The sequence below is a fragment of the Methylobacterium cerastii genome (assembly GCF_022179125.1).
Lineage (GTDB): Bacteria > Pseudomonadota > Alphaproteobacteria > Rhizobiales > Beijerinckiaceae > Methylobacterium > Methylobacterium cerastii.
This window is the reverse complement of sequence record NZ_BPQG01000029.1, coordinates 49710-65074: the sequence shown is the minus strand read 5'-3', so window position 1 is coordinate 65074 and position 15365 is coordinate 49710. Positions and strand designations below refer to the sequence as shown.

Sequence of the window (15365 nt, the reverse complement as noted above, 5' to 3'; positions counted from 1 at the left end):
GATGCCGAAATCCTGACGCCCGCAAGCCCATCCGGGGCGGCGCGGCGCGACGGCCGGAGCTATTCATGAACATCATCCAGCAGCTCGAGCAGGAAGAAGTCGCTCGACTCAACAAGACCATCCCCGATTTCCAGCCCGGCGACACGGTGATCGTGAACGTCAAGGTCAAGGAAGGCGAGCGCACCCGCGTCCAGGCCTACGAGGGCGTGGTGATCGCGCGCTCCGGCGGCGGGCTCAACGAGAGCTTCACCGTCCGCAAGATCTCCTACGGCGAGGGCGTCGAGCGCCTGTTCCCGGTCCACGGCCCCTTGATCGATTCGATCAAGGTCGTCCGCCGCGGCAAGGTGCGCCGGGCCAAGCTGTACTACCTGCGCGACCGCCGCGGTAAGTCCGCCCGCATCGCCGAGCGCACAGACAAGAACAAGGTCTCCAAGGCCGACAAGGCGAAGGCCGACAAGGCGAAGGCCGCCCCCGCCGCCGAGTGATCCGCCCGCTCCCGCACAGGGAGCCCGGCACGAGAAAGCCCGCCGCGATCCGATCGCGGCGGGCTTTTTGTTTGCTCTGCACCCGCCCGGTCATCCCGGGGCGCCGAAGGCGAGCCCGCGATGGCGAGGAGGGACCGTCCGGCCGGATAGACCGGGCGATCGAATCAGGCGGTGCGCAGCGCCCGGCGCTTGTTCTGGGCGGTCATCTGCATCAGTCCGACCATCACCAGGATCGTCCCGACGTAGACGATGCCCTGGAGCACGGTCGGGCGGTCGGTGTAGCCGACCAGCGCGTGCAGCACGCGGCCCGGCCAGCCGTTCTCCGGGATCAGGCCGGACGAGTTCCATAGGATCTGGTCGAGCCCGGTGACGATCCCGGCGTTCGACAGGAACTGCGCCGCCTGCGCCGCGAGGCCGGCGGCGAGGAAGATGATCAGCGCGCTCGTCACCGAGAACACGTAGCGGCTCGGAATCGAGGCGAGGCCGAAATAGCTGATGCCCGAGAGCACGACGCCCGCGCCGACGCCGGCCAGCGCCCCGGCCTGCAGGTCGGCGCCCGACGCGCCGGAGGCCACGAGGCCGTAGAGGAACAGCACGAGCTCGGCGCCCTCGCGCAGGATCGCCGCGCCGACGACCAGCGCCAGCGCCGCCGCGGTGCGCCGCCCGGAGCGGACCGCCTCGCCCGCCGCCCGCAATTCGCCGGCGAGCTCGCGTCCGTGGGCCGCCATCCAGGTGTTGTGCCAGACCAGCATCAGCACGGCGACGATCAGCACGGCGGCGTTGAGCAGGTCCTGCCCCGCGCCCTCGAACGCGTCCGAGATCTTCTCCGCGAACAGCGCGACGAGGGCGGCGCCGGCCAGGCCCCCGACGATGCCGAGGGCGACCCAGCGGCCGCGCCCGGGGATGCCGCGGGTGGCCGCCAGCACGATCGAGATGATGAGGCCCGCCTCGATGACCTCGCGGAAGGCGATGACGAAGGCTCCGATCATGCGGATATCCCGGCTTTCGCGTTGAGGAAGCGCGCGCGCTACCAGATCCAGAAGAGAAGCGCCCAGTTCGCGACCGCGAGGCCGGCTGCGGCGCCGATGCAGAGGGTGGCCGCGACCCGGCGCGGGCCGGCGGCCGACAGCCCGGCGATCCGCCAAGCCAGCCACAGGCTCCACAGGCTCGCCCCGGCGAGCAGGCCGGCGCGGACCTCGTTCACGTAGGGCAGGGCGATGCCTTCGCCACGCAGGAACGAGACCGTGAGCGCCGAGAGGCCGAGGAAGACGCCGCAGCCGGCGATCGGGATCAGCGCCTGCGTCAGGTGGTGGAACCGGGTCATCGACCACGGCCCGGCCGCGCGGGTGGCCAGCGCCACCAGCGCGGTGAGCGCCAAGCCGATCCCGAGGCAGGCGGCGCCGACGTAGGCGAGCAGCATCGCGCCGTCGAGGAGGGTGAGCACGTCGTTGTGCTCGGGGTAGTTCGTCAGCACGAACCACGGCGCCGAGGTCTCCAGCGGCCAAGTCACGCCGCGCTCGATCAGCCAGGTGGCGAGCCACTGCTTGCCGTCGACGTACCAGGGGCTCGACGACCACTGGAACGCGCCGACGGCGAGACCCATCATGCCGAACAGGATCAGCACGGTCTGGTCGAGCGACGGCTCGTCGCCGGCCACGTGCACGATCTCGTGGTTGGGCGAGCGGCGGGCGAGACGCACGGCCCCGCGATAGCCGCTGCAGCGCCCGCACATGTGGCAGGCGCCCGATCCCCGCATGGTCTTGACCGCCACGAGCGGCGCGCAGTTGAAGCCGTCGGCCCGGAGCGGCTTCGGCGAGGCGCTCCAGGCGGCGCCGTCGACCTGGAAGCTCACCGGCGCGAGCTTCGAGAGCACCGCGAACACGCCGTTGACCGGGCAGAGGTAGCGGCACCACACCCGCTTGTTGCGCCCGTAGACGGCGCCGACGAGGATCGCCGCCACGGTCGAGCCGCCAAGCACGGCGAGCACCGGCTTCGGGTAGCCGTAGACGCTGACCATCTGGCCGTAGACCGTAGTGCCGGCGAACGCCAGGAACGGCCATCCACCCCAGGTGATCCAGCGCGGCACGGCGCGGCCGAGGCTCCAGCGGCTGGCGAACTCGGTGAGCGTGCCTTCGGGGCACAGGACCCCGCACCATGCGCGGCCGGCCACCACCATGCTGACCAGCACGAACGGCCACCAGACGCCCCAGAACGCGAACTGCGCCAGCAGCGTCAGGTTCGACCAGAGGTGCGCGGAGCGGTCCGGCAGCGGCAGGAAGGCGGGCACGGCGACGAGCACGACGTAGACGCCGACCACAACCCACTGGATGCCGCGCAGCACGCCGCCGTGCCGGCGGAGCCAGTCGCCGAAGGCGGCGAGGCGTGCGTCGATCCAGGCCTCCCGGCCGGGGCTGAGGGTCGCGCCGGCCACCGGCTACTTCGCCACCGGATCCTTGGCCACCAGCGTCGCCTTCGCCTCCGGATGGAAGTCGTCGAAGACGTCGTAGCTGCCCGGATCGAGGGTGCGGAAGATGATCGACGAGGTCGAGCCGGCGGCGAGCGCCTTCTCGCGCTTCAGCTCGAGGCTTTCGAACTCCACCGGCGAGGCGCCGGTGTTCGAGATCTCCAGCTTGAAGCGGGTCTTGGCCGGAACCTCGATGATCGCGGGAAGGATCACCCCGTCCTTCATCTCGACCTTGATCACCGGCATGTCGTCGGCGCGCGCCGCGAGCGGTGCGAGGAGGAGCGCGCAGAGGGCGAGGAGGCTGGTCGCTGTCCGCATCCTCAATACGCGCCCTTCTTGCCGATGCCGGCGAAGGTGAAGTCCTGGGTGACGTCGAACGGCTTGAACCACTCGGCCACCCCGGTTTCCTTGTCGACGTGGCGGCCGAAATGCGCGTGCGGCCCGGGGGGCGCCACGGTGAGCTTCAGGCGGTAGCGCCCGGGCCCGAACAGCTTGACGTTGTCGCCGTAATGCGGGCCGTCGTTGGCGACCATGCCCATCAGCGCGCCCGCCACCTTCTGGTCGGTGGGCTTGTCGCCGTCGAGCTTCACCACCTCGAAGGTGACGGCCAGGAAGGGCACGAAGTCGCCCTCGGCGAACCCGTTGCGGTTGTCCTTGGCCGCGCGGATGTCGGCCTCGAGGTGCAGGTCGGACTGCGCCGCCGCGCGCATCATGTCGGGCGGGTCCATCTCGATCGGCTGCAGGTACACCGCCGCGACCTCGAGACCGTTCTGGGTCACGTGAGGCCCGACGGGGATCTCCTTGGCGACCGCGGAGGCGGCGAGCAGGGGAAGGGCCAGCAGGGGGAGGAGGAGACGGTGCGCGCGCATGGGGAGCATCGCATACCCGGCCGCGCCGAAATTGGAAGAGGCATGTTCGTCACATGCTCAAATCATAATCGTTCCAAACTAGCAGGATTACAGTCGAGGTTTGGAAAACTCCGCGATCCTGAAAGATGAACCGTAGATCTCGTGCGGCGAAACTCCGGCGGGTTCCTGGCCCGCCGGAGGTCTCGACTTAGAAATGGCTCGCGATCAGCGCGACGCCGAGGACGGCGACCGTGCCGCCGAGCATGGGAGCCATGACCGTACGGCGGGTTCCGGCCGCGACCAGGCCGAGGCCGAGCCCGACGGCGTGGAGCAGGGCGGTGCCGGCGAGGAAGCCGAGTCCGTAGACGAGGCCGGAGGCGGTCTCGGGCATCTCGGCGCCGTGGGCGTAACCGTGGAAGACGGCGAAGCCGCCGACGAGGGCACCGAGCGCGGCGAGCGGCAGCCGAAGCCCGAACACCGCCGCGAGGCCGAAGGCGACGACCGAGAGGGCGATCCCGGCCTCGGCCAGCGGCAGCGCGAACCCGGCCATGCCGAGCCCCGCGCCCACCGCCATCAGCGCGAGGAAGGAGGCCGGCAGCGCCCACAGGGCCCGTCCGCCCCGCAGGCCCGCGAGCAGCCCGACCGCGACCATAGCGAGGACGTGGTCGGCCCCGCTCACCGGGTGCAGGAAGCCGTGGACGAGGCCCGCGGCCTCGCCGTGGCCGGGATGGGCGAATGCCGCCTGCGGCAGCAGGACGAGGGCGGGAAGTGCGAGGGCGGCGAGGCGCTTCATGGTGTGTCCTGACGGTAGGGTCGGATCGATCATCGAAGGGATAGGCGGCGGGCGCCAGCGGTCACCGACACCCTGGCAAAAATCACTCCATCGTCGGGGCGAGGGTCTTCACCCCCGGGACGTCCTCCCCGAGCCACGCCGCGTTCTTGGCGGTGCCGTCGAAGGTCGCGCTGGTCTTGAACAGCTCGTACTTGCCTTCCAGCGCGTAGGGCCGGCTGCGCCCGAGCAACTCGGCCACCGCCGCCTTGTCCATCGGCCGGAACGTCTTCACCGCCTCGAAGGCCTGATCGAGGTCGCGCTGGCTCTGGATGCCGGTGATCAGCACCGAGACCGGCAGGTTGAGGCCGAAATGCAAGTACTCGATCGGCTCGATCGGCGCGTCGCTCTTCAGGATGACGCCGTCGCCGAAGGTCTTCATGCCCAGCGCCGCGATGCCGTTCTGGACGAGGTAGGGCAGCACGAGGTGGCCGAACGAGCGGAAATGCGCGTCCATGACGTTGAGCGGCATCTGCACCGAATCGAACTGGAACCCGCGCTCGTGGGCGACCTCCAGCATCTGCAGGTGGATGCGCGGGTCCTTGTGGCCGGTGAAGCCGATGTAGCGCAGCTTGCCCGCCTTCTTGGCCTCGACGAAGGCCTCCATCGCGCCGCCCTCGGCGAAGACCCGGTCGGGGTCGTCGTAGCGCAGGATCTCGTGGTGCTGGACGAGGTCGATCCGGTCGGTGCGCAGGCGGTGCAGCGAGGCGTCGATCTGCTTCGTCGCCTCCTCCTTGGTGCGCCCGTCCATCTTGGACATCAGGAACACCTTGTCGCGCCGGCTGCCGTCCTGCAGCGCCGCGCCCATGCGCAGCTCGGAGCGGCCCTCGTTGTAGTCCCAGCAATTGTCCATGAAGGTGATGCCGCGCTCGATCCCCTGGTGGATCAGCCGCGTCGCCTCGTCGTCCGTCACCGCGCTCTTGCCGAGGTGGAACCCGCCCATGCCGATGGCCGAGATCTTGTCGGAATGCCGGCCGAAGGACCGGTAGAGCATCTCGCCGCGGCGCTCGCCCGGATCGGTGACGAGGGGGAGGCTCGCGGGATCGGACGGCCGGTTGCCGGGCAGGGCCGCCGGGTCGACGGCCGCGGTGGCGGCGCCTCCGCCGGCTGCGGCGAGGCCCGCGCCGACGACGGCGCTCTGAAGGAAGCTGCGGCGTTCCATGGGATTCTCCTGTGTTCGGACGACGGGTCGGTTCAGGCGGCCGCGAGGCGTTCGGCGGCGTGGAGCAGGCGCAGGGCGGCGCAGGCCGCGCCGTAGCCGTTGTCGATGTTGACGACCGCGAGGCCGGGGGCGCAGCTCGCGAGCATCGCGTCGAGGGCCGTGCGGCCGCCCTCCGCGACGCCGTAGCCGACCGAGGTCGGCACGCCGATCACCGCGCCGGCGACGAGGCCGCCGAGCACGCTCGGCAGCGCCGCGTCCATGCCGGCGACGCAGATCACCACCGGATGGGCGCGGATCTCCTCCAGCCGGCGGGTCAGCCGCCACAGGCCGGCGACGCCGACGTCGGCGACGAGCGTCGCGGCGCGGCCCTGGTAGGCCAGCGTCCGCAACGCCTCGCGGGCGACCGGCACGTCGGAGGTGCCGGCGGCGACCACGGCGATGCGGGCCGGCCCTTCCACCGCGCGCGCCACGCCGAAGACGGCCGTGCGCGAGACCGGGCAGTAATCCAGCGCCTCCCGATGGACGGCGCGCAGGGCGGCGTGCTTGTCCGGGTCGAGGCGGGTGAGGAGGAAGCGCGCCGCCCGCTCGGCCGCCGCATCGAGGATCGCGTCGACCTGCGCGGGCGACTTGCCGGCGCAGTACACCGCCTCCTCGAGGCCGATCCGGTCGGCGCGGGCGAAGTCCAGGGTGAACTCGTCGGACACGCTCATGCCGACGCTCCTGCCCCGACCCCGCGGCCGACGAGGAAGGCGCTGCCGGTGCGATAGGGCTCGAAGCGGACGGCGCCGGCAGCGAGGCGTCCCGGCGCCTGCGCCGCGATCCAGCCTTCGAGCTCGCCCCGCCCGGGCCCGTCGAGCGCGGCGAGGCTCGTGGGGTCGAGCTCGACCACGATCCCGGCGGCGCGCACGCGGCAGCGCACGGCGCGCTTCGCATCGCCCCCCGCTCCCAGCGCGGCGCCGACGCGGCGCTCGACCGCGTGGATGAAGGCCAGCACCTCCGGCTCGATGCGGATGCCGGTCTCAACCCGGCTCGACAGGCAGGGGGCGGAGGGCAAGTCCGCCACCGCGCCGAGGCCGAGGTCGCGGCTCAGGCGCCGCACCGCCGCCTTGTCGAGGCCGGCCTCGACGTAGGGATGGCGGACGCCGTGCTCGGCCGCGGCGTCGAGGCCGGGGCGGTACTCGCCGAGGTCGTCGAGGTTGGCGCCCGAAGCCATCGTCCGGTCGGTGACGCGGGCAATCGCGCCGTAGAGGTTGGTCTTGCAGAAGAAGCAGCGGTTCACCGGGTTGGCGCGGTAGGCGGGATCGGAGAACTCGCCGGCCTCGATCACCCGCAGGCTCCAGCCGGCGCGCGCCGCCTCGGCGCGGACGCGGGCGGTGGCCTCCGCCGGCACGGCGGGAGAGGCGGCATGCACCATCAGCGCGGCGTCGGGGCCGAGGACGCGGTGGGCGAGCGCCGCCAGCGTCACGCTGTCGACGCCGCCGCTCACCGCCACGGCGACGGAACCGATCTCCACGAGGACGGCCTCGAGCCGGATGGGGGGCGAACTCACGATTTCGGCTCCGGGGTGTCGAGGGCGAGCCGCTCGGCCTCGCGGCGCAGGGCGGTCCGGGCGGCGTGGCCGCCCTCCGCGCGGGCGTCGTCGGCCTCGGCCTTGGCGGTGCGGCCGCCCGGGCGCTCGGCGAGCTTGACCCGCACGTCGCGGCCGGCGACCGCGACGGTGGCGGCCCGGCGGGGCAGGGCGCGGCCGTCGACGAGCGCGTGGCGCAGGCCGATCGTGGCGGTCTCGGAAAAGCAGGCCGCCGCCACCGCATCGAGGGCGTCGGCGCGGGCGAGCAGGCGGACATGCGCCATCATCCGGCCCTTCTTGCCGAAGACCGGCATCTGCACGACGTCGAGCACGTCATCGCGCATCCGTAGCCGATCGAGCCCCATGGCGAGGTCCTCCCCGGACTGGTCGTCGACCTCGAACGCGATCACCGCGATGGTGCGGTGGTCCGGATGCGCCTCCGGGGACGCCACTGGCGCCGTCTCGTCGAAGGCGAGGGCGCGGACGCAGTTGCTCAGGCCGGGCAGGCGCTTGGTGCCGAATCCGACGCCGGAGCGCCCGAGCCGCCGGGGGCCGGTCGGCGCCGGTTCGGCGCCGCCGCAGAGATGGCGCAGGATCGCGGCGCCCGTCGGCGTCACCCGCTCGCCCGGCACGCCGTCGTCGCGGGTCGCGAAGCCTTCGAGCAGTAGCGCGGTCGCCGGGGCCGGCACCGGCAGCAGGCCGTGCTGCGTGCGCACCATCCCGGAGCCGAGGGGGAGGGCGCCCACGCTCCAGCGGGTGGCGCCGAGCGCGGCGACGAGGTGGGCCGCGGCGGCGATGTCGGCGATCGAATCCCAGGCGCCGACCTCGTGGAACGCGACCCGCTCCACCGGGATGCCGTGCACGCGCGCCTCGGCCTCGGCGAGGTGGCCGAAGATCGCGAGCGCATGCCCGCGCACCGCCGCGTCGAGGTCGGCCCGTTCGAGCGATGCGCGGATCTCGGACCACGGCCGGTGATCGTGGTCGCCTGCGTGGTCGTGGGTGTGGGACGGACCGTGCGCATCGGGATGCGCGTGATCGTGATGGTCGTGATCGTGGTCGCCGTGCTCGTGGTCGCCGTGCTCGTGCCGGTGCGTCGCAGCGAGCGCGGCCTGCGGCGTGGGGTCGGGCGCGCCGGGTCCGAAGACCAGGAAGCGGCTGCCCTGGAGGATGCCGTCGTTGTGGGGCAGCACGCGGCAGGCGACGCCCGCCCGGCTCGCGGCGCGCACGCTTGCCGACACGCCCTCGGCGTGCTCGGGGAAGGCGTCGAGGAGGGCGGCGACGAACATGTCGCCGGCCATGCCGCCGACCGCGTCGAGGTGGATCTGCATGCCTGTCCGGTGGTGGAGCGGGCGAGAGGCCCGTCGGTTCGAACACCAGATCGGCCGGAAAGGTTTCCCGGCAAGGTCCCGCGGGCGAGCCCCGGCGAGGCGGATGGCCGCGCCGGCCGGCGGGTGCCGGGCCCGGCGCCGGCATGGTAGCGGACGCGCCACGGCCGCAGGCTCCCGCACGATCGTGCCGGACCGTCAGGCCCTCCTAAACGACAGGCCCCTCATGACACGCCTCCCGCTTCTCGCCCTCGCCGGCCTCCTCTCGGTCGGCGGCGCCCAGGCCGCCCCGGTCGTCGAGCGCCTGCGCGGCACGATCGAGGCGGTCGCGCCGGGCGCGATCACCCTGAAGACCATCGACGGCGTGTCGGAGACGATCGCGCTCGGCGACGACACGAAGTTCGTCTCGGTGGTGAAGGCCAGCCTCGACGACGTGAAGGAGGGCACCTTCGTCGGCACCGCCACCAAGGGCGAGAACCCGCGCACCGCGATCGAGGTCCTGCTGTTCCCCGAAGCCATGCGCGGCACCGGCGAGGGCCATTACGGCTGGGACACGATCCCCGATGCCACCGCCGGCGGGACGCGGGTGAAGAGCGCCATGACGAACGGGACGGTCAAGGCCGACGCTCCCGCCCCGCGCGTGAAGAGCGCGATGACCAACGGCACCGTGTCGGGCAGCGCGACGGCGTCCGGCGCGCGCACCCTCACCGTGACCTACAAGGACGGCGCGCAGACGGTGGTCGTGCTGCCGGAAACCCCAGTCGTGACCTTCGAGCCCGCCGACAAGATGGTGCTCAAGCCCGGCGCCAAGGCCTTCGTCACGGCCGCCCGCGACGGCACCGCCTTGAGCGCCCGCCGGGTCGCCGTCGGCAAGGACGGGTTGACCCCGCCGATGTAAGCGCCCCATCGCGGGCGGGCCAGGCGTTCCGGCCCGCCCAACTTGTCTCGCCCGCCTGTCCCGCCGGCCTGCGCCGTCACACGGGCGTCATGCGGACGTGAGGAGAAGCGGCACCGCGCCGGAAGTCGGCCGGCCCTTCAGGAGACGACGGCGATGCGCGCGATCCTCAACGGCGTCATCGTCGCCGGCCTCCTCGGCACCGCCGCCGCGGCGGCCGACCGGCCCCGCAACGTGATCCTGTTCGTTCCCGACGGCTTGCGCGCCGGCATGGTCACGCCGGAGAACACGCCGGCCCTGGCGGCCCTGCGCGACCAGGGCGTGAACCTCGCCAACAGCCATTCGCTGTTCCCGACCTTCACCACCGCCAACGCCTCGGGCATGGCGACCGGGCACCAGCTCGGCGACACCGGCGACTTCTCGAACACGATCTACCTCGCCAAGCCGATCGCCGCGCAGGCGGGAACGGTGACGCCGTTCATCGAGAACGACGCCGTGCTCGGCGAGATGAACACCGTCTTCAACGGCGACTGGATGAACGAGGAGACGGTGCTGCGCGCCGCCGCCAAGGCCGGGATCAGCACCGCGGCGATCGGCAAGGTCGGGCCGACCTTGATCTTCGACCACACCGACCGCACCGGCGGCCCGACGATCGTCGTCGATGACGAGACCGGCTCGGCGCGCGGCATCCCGTTCAGCGCCGAGATGCAGGGGCTGATGGCCGGCCGTAACCTGCCGCTCGCCGCCCCCTCGCGCGGGGAGAACGGCAAGGCGGGCGACGCGACGACGCCAGGCACGCTCGTGGCCAACGTCGCCCAGCAGGCCTACTTCGCCGAGGTCGCCACGAAGGTCGTGCTGCCGCTGTTCAAGGCCCGCGAGAAACCGTTCGTGCTGGTGTTCTGGTCGCGCGACCCGGACGGCGCCCAGCACAACCACGGCGACAGCCTCGGCAAGCTCGTGCCCGGCATCAACGGGCCGACCTCGCTCGCCGGCATCCGCAACGCAGACGACAACCTCGCGACGCTGCGCCGGGCGCTCGACGAGCTCGGCCTTTCCGACACGACCGACATCGTGGTCGCGGCCGACCACGGCTTCTCGACCATCTCGAAGGAGAGCGCGACGAGCCCGTCCGCGAAGACCGCCCTGCCGGGCGTGCCCGCCGGGCAGCTGCCGCCGGGCTTCCTGGCGCTCGACCTCGCCGCGGCCCTCGGCCTGCCGCTGCACGAGCCCGACGCGAGCGCCGCACCGGTGCTCGCCGGCCAGCGGCCGAAGCTCGGCAACGCGCTGCTCGGCCCGGACCCGAAGGCGCCGGACCTCGTGGTCGCGGTCAACGGCGGCTCGGACCTCGTCTACCTGCCGAAGGGCGACAAGGCGCTCGCCGCCCGCACGGTCGCGGCGCTCCTGGAGCAGGACTACGTCAGCGGCCTGTTCGTCGACGACGCGCTCGGCAGCTTTCCCGGCACGCTGCCGCTCTCGGCTGTGAACCTGAAGGGCGAGGCTGCGACCCCGACGCCGGCGATCGTCGTCAACTTCCGCTCGTACAGCACCGGCTGCGCCAACCCGGAGACCTGCGTCGTCGAGGTCGCCGACACGGCGCTGCAGCAGGGCCAGGGCATGCACGGCAGCTTCAGCCGGGCCGACACCCACAACTTCATGGCCGCCATCGGCCCGAGCTTCAAGGCCGGCTTCGTCGATGCGCTGCCGGTGAGCAACGCCGACGTCGGGCAGACTCTCGCCGCCCTGCTCAAGCTCCAGATCCCCGCCAAGGGCCGCCTGATCGGCCGCCCGATGCGGGAGGCGATGCGGGAGGGAACGAGCGACGCCCCCGTGCCGCAGGCCCAGGCCGGCACGTTGCGCTCGGAACCGTCGCCGTCGGGCTTGACCACGGTGCTGCGCTTCCAGCAGGTCGGGGACCAGCGCTACTTCGATGCGGCCGGGTTCCCGGGGCGGACCTTCGGGTTGGAGTGAGGGCACCGCCCGGGTCACGCGACCGGCGCGAAGAACGTCGGTCGGGTCGCCGCCCGGCGGCACCGGGAACAGGAGTCGTCAGATGAGCACCGCCCGCATTCTCCCCGTGATCCTGTGCGGCGGCTCGGGCACGCGGCTGTGGCCGATGTCGCGCGAGAGCATGCCCAAGCAGTTCGCGCGGCTGGTGGACGCGTCGGAGTCGACGTTCCAGGCGACCGCCCGGCGGGTGAGCGACCTCGCGACCTTCGCCCGGCCGGCGGTGATCGCCTCGGCCGAGTCGCGCTTCATCGTGGCCGAGCAGTTGGCGCAGGCGGGCATCGCCGGCGACATCATCCTGGAGCCGGAGGGACGGGACTCGGCCGCCGCCGTCGCGGTGGCGGCGTTGCACGCGGCCAACGTCGCCCCGGAGACGGTGGTGCTGATCATGGCCGCGGACCACGTGATCGGCGACGTTCCCGCCTTCGCCGCCGCCGTGCGCGCGGCGGCCGTGGGCGCGCGGGCCGGCTACACGATGACGCTCGGCGTCGAGCCGACGCGGCCGGCGACCGATTACGGCTACATCCGCCGCGGGGCCGCGCTGCCGGAGGCCGAGGGCGCCTTCGCGGTGGCGCGCTTCGTCGAGAAGCCGGATGCGGAGGGCGCAGCCGCGCTGATCGCGGACGGCGCCCTGTGGAACTCGGGCTACTTCCTGTTTCGCGCCGACCTGATGCTGGCCGAGCTCGAGGCGCATGCGCCCGCGGTGCTCTCCGCCGCCCGCGCGGCGCTGGAGGGGGCTGCCGTCGACCTCGACTTCGTGCGGCTCGACGCGACGGCGTTCGGGCAGGCGCCCAAGATCTCGATCGACTACGCGGTGATGGAGCGTACGACGCGGGCCGGCGTGCTGCCGGTCTCGTTCCCGTGGTCGGACGTCGGCACCTGGGACGCGGTCTGGCAGGTGCTGCCGCAGGACGAATCCGGCAACGCGCTGCGCGGCCGGGTCGAGGTGCTGGGCACCACCAACAGCCTGGTGCACAGCGAGGGCGAGGGCCTGACCACGGTGGTGGGCCTCGACGGCGTGGTGGTGGTGGCGACGCCCGACGCGGTGCTGGTCGCGTCGAAGGCGCAGTCGGGCCGGGTGAAGGAGCTGGTGGGCGTGCTGCGCGCCCGCGCCCACCCGGAGGCCGACGCGCACCGGCGGATGTACCGGCCCTGGGGCTGGTACCAGCGCGTCGACATCGGCGAGCGCTTCCAGGTCAAGCGCATCATGGTGACGCCGGGCGGACGCCTGTCGCTGCAGAAGCACCACCACCGCGCCGAGCACTGGGTGGTGGTGAAGGGCACGGCGGAGGTGACGCTGGGCGAGCGCCTGGTCCTCGTCCACGAGAACGAGGCGGTGTACCTGCCGATCGGCTCGATGCACCGGCTGGCCAACCCCGGCAAGATCCCCCTCGAGCTGATCGAGGTCCAGGTCGGCTCCTACACCGGCGAGGACGACATCATCCGCGTCGAGGACATCTACGGACGGTGAGGCGGCCCGCCCGGCGGGCGGCGAAGGCCGCCGCTCAGTCGCGCAGCATCGCGATCCAGGACGAGACCGGGTCGACGACGTAGGCCGCGACCGAGGCCGCCCAGGCGCGGGCGCGCGCCGGCAACGAGCGGGCGCCGCGGCCGGATGCGTCGTCGGTGCGCGCGGCCATCAGGGCCGCCACGACGGCGTCCTCGCGCGCCTTGCATTCGTCGAGGGCGTTGCGCTGCGAGCCGGCCCGCCCCTGCGTCGGCGACTGGTGAGCGTAGGCCTCGCGCACGCATCCGCGCCACGCCTGCTCCAGTGCGGCCGGGTCGGCCGGCCGCGGCGCCTCCGCGGCCGCGCCGGGCAGGATAGGCAGGGACAGGAGGGCAGCGAGGGCGAACATCCGCATGCTTGGCGGTATCGCCGATTCGCCCCCGCCTCGGCAAGAACGAAGCGGCAACACGATCGCGTGCCCGCGCGCCGTGTGAGGCGCGGACCCGATTTCGTGCCCCGTCCGCGCACGGCGACCGGCCGCTTAGGGGCGGATTAACCAACCGCGCGCTCAATACGGATCAGTCGCAGTTCTCTCGATCCCCGCACGGCCGAGCCCCTCGGCCGGTCCACCGCCCGCGCTCCGTCGCGGGGGACGGACGGCGCGTGGCCGCGGGCGCCGCCTCAGCCTTCGCGTCCGAGTTCGAGTCCGCATGCCTCATCACATGCCGCATCCCCTGCCGCATCACCTGCGTTCCCACGGCGGCCACGCGCGTCCCGTTCGTCGCCGGCGCTCCCGCAGCCATCCGACCCTGCGCAACGCGCTGGCCGGCCTGCTCTGCCTCGTCACCCTCGGGGGCGTGCCGACCGGCGACGGGAAGCACCCGCGATCGCCGGGCGCGAATCTCCAGGCCACGAACCTGCAGGCCACGAACCCGCAGACCCGGAGCGCCGCCTCGACCGCCCTCGCGGCCCTGTTCGATCCCCGTCCGATGATGGGGCCGGACGTGCGCGCGAACCTTCGCGGCATCCCCCTCGGCACTGCGTTCGCCCCGACCGCCTCTCTCGCTCCGTCCCTCGCCCAGCCGGTGGCGGGCGTCGCGGCGGTGGAGCCCGCCGCGACACCCGCCACCGGGGCGGAGATCGTGCGGCAGGCCGAGGTCGCAAGCCAGGCGCAGCGCCCGCGTGAGATCCGAGTCCTCCGCCAGGCGCAGATCGTGCCGCTGCCGATGGCGCGCCCGGCGGATCTGATCGCCGCCCCCGTGCCGCAGCGCCTCGCCCTGCGCCGGGCGCCGCGCCGGGTGCCCGAGGCGGCGCCGGCGCCCACCGCCGAGACGCCGTCGTTCTTCGAGGAGCTGTTCGCCGCGCGCAAGGAATCCGGCCCGGCCCTGGCCTACGCCGCCCTGGAGAGACCCGGTCTCGACCGGTCGCGCGGCCGCCTGTTCCCCAGCCCCGACGCGGGCGCCGGCACGGCGATCTACGACATCAGCGCCCGCACCGTCCGCCTGCCCGGCGGCGAGGTGCTGGAAGCTCATTCCGGCCTCGGCGCCAGCATGGACCACCCGGACTTCGTGCACCTGCGGATGCGCGGCTCGACCCCGCCGGGCACCTACGACCTCACCGAGCGCGAGGCTTTGTTCCACGGCGTCCGGGCGATCCGCCTCAACCCGGTGGGCGGGTCTGCCGCCATCCACGGCCGCGACGGCCTGCTCGCCCACACCTACATGCTCGGGCCGAGCGGCGCCTCGAACGGCTGCGTGTCGTTCCGCAACTACGACCGCTTCCTGCAGGCGTTCCTGCGCGGCGAGGTCCGGCGCCTCGTGGTGGTCGCCGGCCGCGGCGACGGCCCGGCCCGGTTCGCAGCGAGCCGCTAGGGCGTTCCGAAGCGAGGCGGAGACCGGCTCGCATGAGGGCCACGCGACCGCGCAGCAGGTGAAGGCGGCGTCGCGGATCGGCCACACCCGGCGACGCGCTGCGAAAGCCGGATTGACGCGCGGTCCGCGCCCGACGCAACCTGTGCGCGAGGGTTCCTCATCGAGGATCAAAAGGGAACGCGGTGGGACGGAGCCTGGAAGGGCCTTCGTCGAAGCCGTGGCTGCCCCCGCAACTGTAAGCGGCGAGCCTTCCACCAACGCACGTCACTGGATGCGCCGCATCCGGGAAGACGGTGGCGGGCGACGACCCGCGAGCCAGGAGACCTGCCCTCGGTCGTGGTCACACGCGAAGCGCGTCGGGCGGGGTGCCCCGGCGGGTGTCGAAGCCTCATGCCGTCGGAGGGACGGCGCGGGGGATCGGCCTCGTTCGCGGTGACGTGCCACGTCGCGTCGCCCGAGGTCCCGTGT

General features: G+C 72.9%; 15 protein-coding genes and 1 riboswitch. Of the genes, 5 read left to right on the top strand and 10 right to left on the bottom strand.

Features of this window, described 5'->3' with window-relative positions; translation table 11 throughout:
- Positions 1–65: 65 nt before the first annotated feature.
- Complete coding sequence (rplS, locus tag MFF13_RS10160) at positions 66–485, top strand: 50S ribosomal protein L19 (protein WP_147754160.1); 420 nt, start codon at positions 66–68, stop codon at positions 483–485.
- A 164-nt stretch (positions 486–649) separates the two neighbouring features.
- On the opposite strand, the gene MFF13_RS10155 is transcribed toward rplS, so the two are convergent.
- The 9 genes from MFF13_RS10155 to larC form a co-directional block, all read right to left on the bottom strand.
- Positions 650–1474 carry an FTR1 family iron permease gene (locus MFF13_RS10155; protein WP_147764392.1) on the bottom strand — a complete coding sequence of 275 codons (825 nt, stop codon included), beginning with the start codon at positions 1472–1474 and terminating at the stop codon, positions 650–652.
- Positions 1475–1512: 38 nt separating this feature from the next.
- Positions 1513–2916 (bottom strand): 4Fe-4S binding protein, encoded by a 1404-nt coding sequence (locus tag MFF13_RS10150; protein ID WP_147754578.1) that lies wholly within the window; start codon positions 2914–2916, stop codon positions 1513–1515.
- Positions 2917–2919: 3 nt separating this feature from the next.
- A complete protein-coding gene (locus MFF13_RS10145; RefSeq protein WP_147754579.1) occupies positions 2920–3267 on the bottom strand; it encodes a cupredoxin domain-containing protein in 348 nt (115 codons plus the stop codon).
- Positions 3268–3269: 2 nt separating this feature from the next.
- Positions 3270–3818 (bottom strand): iron transporter, encoded by a 549-nt coding sequence (locus MFF13_RS10140; protein ID WP_238272109.1) that lies wholly within the window; start codon positions 3816–3818, stop codon positions 3270–3272.
- Positions 3819–4005: 187 nt separating this feature from the next.
- The gene (locus MFF13_RS10135) at positions 4006–4590 is read right to left on the bottom strand and encodes a HupE/UreJ family protein (protein ID WP_238272108.1); all 585 of its coding nucleotides are present in this window, start codon (positions 4588–4590) and stop codon (positions 4006–4008) included.
- An 82-nt stretch (positions 4591–4672) separates the two neighbouring features.
- The gene (locus MFF13_RS10130) at positions 4673–5788 is read right to left on the bottom strand and encodes an aldo/keto reductase (protein ID WP_147764388.1); all 1116 of its coding nucleotides are present in this window, start codon (positions 5786–5788) and stop codon (positions 4673–4675) included.
- Between the two features lie 32 nt (positions 5789–5820).
- A complete protein-coding gene (gene larB / locus MFF13_RS10125) occupies positions 5821–6498 on the bottom strand; it encodes a nickel pincer cofactor biosynthesis protein LarB (RefSeq protein WP_147754832.1) in 678 nt (225 codons plus the stop codon).
- Positions 6495–7337, bottom strand: a complete 843-nt coding sequence (gene larE, locus MFF13_RS10120; protein ID WP_238272107.1) for an ATP-dependent sacrificial sulfur transferase LarE — start codon at positions 7335–7337, stop codon at positions 6495–6497. Before larE ends, larB begins: the two co-directional genes overlap by 4 nt.
- On the bottom strand, positions 7334–8683 hold the full coding sequence (gene larC, locus MFF13_RS10115; protein ID WP_147829657.1) for a nickel pincer cofactor biosynthesis protein LarC: 1350 nt from the start codon (positions 8681–8683) through the stop codon (positions 7334–7336). Before larC ends, larE begins: the two co-directional genes overlap by 4 nt.
- A gap of 223 nt (positions 8684–8906) precedes the next feature.
- On the opposite strand from larC, the gene MFF13_RS10110 reads away from it, so the two are divergent.
- The 3 genes from MFF13_RS10110 to MFF13_RS10100 all read left to right on the top strand — a co-directional run bounded on the left by MFF13_RS10110 (position 8907) and on the right by MFF13_RS10100 (position 13050).
- Positions 8907–9578: a metal ABC transporter permease gene (locus MFF13_RS10110; RefSeq protein ID WP_147754602.1), complete on the top strand. Its 672-nt coding sequence runs from the start codon at positions 8907–8909 to the stop codon at positions 9576–9578.
- 153 nt (positions 9579–9731) lie between these two features.
- Positions 9732–11543, top strand: coding sequence for an alkaline phosphatase family protein (locus tag MFF13_RS10105; protein WP_147754601.1), 1812 nt, complete (start codon positions 9732–9734; stop codon positions 11541–11543).
- Positions 11544–11625: 82 nt separating this feature from the next.
- Positions 11626–13050 carry a mannose-1-phosphate guanylyltransferase/mannose-6-phosphate isomerase gene (locus tag MFF13_RS10100; RefSeq protein WP_147829659.1) on the top strand — a complete coding sequence of 475 codons (1425 nt, stop codon included), beginning with the start codon at positions 11626–11628 and terminating at the stop codon, positions 13048–13050.
- 34 nt (positions 13051–13084) lie between these two features.
- Here MFF13_RS10100 and MFF13_RS10095 read toward each other — a convergent pair whose 3' ends face one another.
- A complete protein-coding gene (locus tag MFF13_RS10095) occupies positions 13085–13441 on the bottom strand; it encodes a hypothetical protein (protein ID WP_238272106.1) in 357 nt (118 codons plus the stop codon).
- A 295-nt stretch (positions 13442–13736) separates the two neighbouring features.
- On the opposite strand from MFF13_RS10095, the gene MFF13_RS10090 reads away from it, so the two are divergent.
- Entirely contained in the window at positions 13737–14897 is a 1161-nt protein-coding gene (locus MFF13_RS10090) for a DUF2778 domain-containing protein (RefSeq protein WP_238272105.1), read from the top strand.
- 133 nt (positions 14898–15030) lie between these two features.
- Positions 15031–15243: riboswitch (cobalamin riboswitch) on the top strand.
- Positions 15244–15365 lie beyond the last annotated feature (122 nt).